This window comes from Mesorhizobium sp. P5_C1, from assembly GCF_054049815.1.
The window spans coordinates 1-1675 of the sequence record NZ_JBFULQ010000850.1; the positions used below are offsets into that span (position 1 = coordinate 1).

2 protein-coding genes are annotated in these 1675 nt (G+C 58.0%); both read right to left on the minus strand.

Annotated features, from left to right (window positions below):
* Window positions 1-294: 294 nt before the first annotated feature.
* Window positions 295-714 carry a hypothetical protein gene (locus tag ACXJ7R_RS31910; protein ID WP_457155285.1) on the minus strand — a complete coding sequence of 140 codons (420 nt, stop codon included), beginning with the start codon at window positions 712-714 and terminating at the stop codon, window positions 295-297.
* A 401-nt stretch (window positions 715-1115) separates the two neighbouring features.
* On the minus strand, window positions 1116-1675 hold a 560-nt coding region (locus tag ACXJ7R_RS31915), incomplete at its 5' end, for a rhamnosyltransferase WsaF family glycosyltransferase (protein ID WP_457155286.1).

Genomic DNA, 1675 nt, shown 5'->3' on the forward strand with positions numbered 1-1675 from the left:
GAATAGCGTGGCGGACGACTGAAGACACGGTCTTCGCGATCAGGTCGAAATTTTCGTTACTCAGATCGGCTAGGTCGACCGGCAAAAGTCCGATCGGCTTCGGATCTGTCGAGGTTCCTTCAGGCTTTGCGGCGTCTCTGGCGGCGGTTGGTAGCGGCGCAACACCCAATTGAGCTTCTGCGGCAGCGCCGTCCGTTTTTTGACTTTCGGCGTGTACCGAGCACGGCCTGGGTCGCGCGAAATTCCTTGCGAGTCGGCGGCGAAGCACATCTAACATCATCAACCCACCTTTCTTTACCCTGTTGCCAAAATTGCCTTCATCAGAGAGGTTGAATTTGCGGACGACAATGCACCGGCGCTCTGAATTCTGGAAGACCAATTTGGTCTGATCTTTCGCGGGACCGAAAAAGGCGCTCGGTCATGGTCGGTGACCGCGTCGAGGTCATGGTTCTGAGCGTGCCACTTCTTGAAGAAGTCGGCGTCGACGCCATAGGTCAGGGCGTAGCTGCTGGTCTGCGCTGACGGAGCCTGCTCGGTGCGGCGATCGAACCGACGGCCGTAGCCTTTCAGCACGATCGGCTCGCCGATGACCTGGGCGCGCTTCACCTTGCGAAAGCTGCCGCCGGCGGTTGGCTCATTCTGCTCGATCATCTCATGGAGGCGCAGGACGAGGCCGTGCGGAAGCTTGCAGGCGACAGTGACGGTGGCGGACATCGATATACTCCTGTTGCTGAAAAAAGGGGTTTCTGGACGACTAGGGCCGCGCCAGAGTTGATCAGCGGTGCCTCCACCACTACTCACCTGCAATGCGGGCCTAGGCCTGGAGCGGATGCCAGCTGTCAATCCTGGCTCAGCGCCTGTGGAACAGGCACCTCTCACGGAGCATCCGCGAACTGAAAAGGGGATGGCTGGACCGTTCGCTTCCCACCCCGGCTTGGGACGGCTTCGGTGGTTCAACGTCCATGAATTTTTTCCGACTCCTCACAAACCGGCCGTTCACGCGAGATTTAGCCGCTTCCCAGGCAGCAACTGACTTATCGGCCGCTGTTCGCGCCGGACGCAGCGATGCTGGCGAGAATTAGCAACCAGAATGAAAGATCACGGGCGTGCCGCCTTCAACTCGTCTTTTCAGACACAATCTGCTGATCGGTTCCGAGAAAGCCGTCCATCTCACATTGGAAGAACTCATCATTGAAGACCTCAGACCAACTTTTCACGCCATGCGAACGGTTGATCCGCATGCCACGTACTCGACCTGAAAAGTCGTGCAAGCTCTCTATCGCCTCGGTCAAAGCCTGCTTAATACCGGATATGGTCGGCTCGCAGGGAATGATATTTTCTGACAATCCGCGTAGATGCGCCTCCGAGCGACCATCGACGGTGTTCGTGACCACCCGCGCGCCGATCGAGGCCATTTCGAAGGCTACCAGACCTGGATGGGGTGCATACATCAGGCTCAATCCGACATCGACCTTGTGCATGAAGGCTTCGTATTCGGCCTCGGTCATCTTGGCGTGCAGATTGAGCTTATGACCGCGGCCCAACGGGATCGTCGTCTCGGCAAGCGCTCCCACTCCGTGGAACTCCCAAGGCCCAACGAAACTTCCCTGCTGCGTCATCTCCTCTAAGGCGATGAGAGCTAGCGGAAACAGGTTGCGTTTGGCGTGTGCTTCCG

Excerpts from the sequence above, each read along its gene's own strand:
- ACXJ7R_RS31910 (WP_457155285.1), bottom strand. The coding sequence starts at position 714 with ATGTCCGCCACCGTCACTGTCGCCTGCAAGCTTCCGCACGGCCTCGTC.